The organism is Mycobacterium sp. WUMAC-067, assembly GCF_020217485.1.
In the GTDB taxonomy this organism is placed as follows: domain Bacteria; phylum Actinomycetota; class Actinomycetes; order Mycobacteriales; family Mycobacteriaceae; genus Mycobacterium.
The window spans coordinates 1-236 of the sequence record NZ_JAEKMI010000229.1; the positions used below are offsets into that span (position 1 = coordinate 1).

The window sequence follows — 236 nt, forward strand, 5'->3', positions numbered from 1 at the left end:
TACCGTCGAGATGCAGACAGATGCAGTGGTCGAGGAACACTCGCGCAATCCTTGTTTCGGTGGCGGCTTCAGCGAGGGTGAACTTGGTATTTTGGAACCCGAAGATCGTTCGCCCGAATGCTTCTCGTTGGCGCGTGTATTCGATCGTCTGGTGCAAGGCCAATTCCATGGCGGCAACCGCTCCGACCGCGACGATAAGTCGCTCCTGCGGCAGTTGCGTCATCAGCTGAAAGAAG

The 236-nt window shown here is 56.8% G+C and carries 1 protein-coding gene; it reads right to left on the bottom strand.

Annotated elements, in window-relative coordinates:
* The coding region (locus JF781_RS28350; RefSeq protein ID WP_255642443.1) for an acyl-CoA dehydrogenase family protein at positions 1 to 236 on the bottom strand (236 nt) is incomplete at both ends.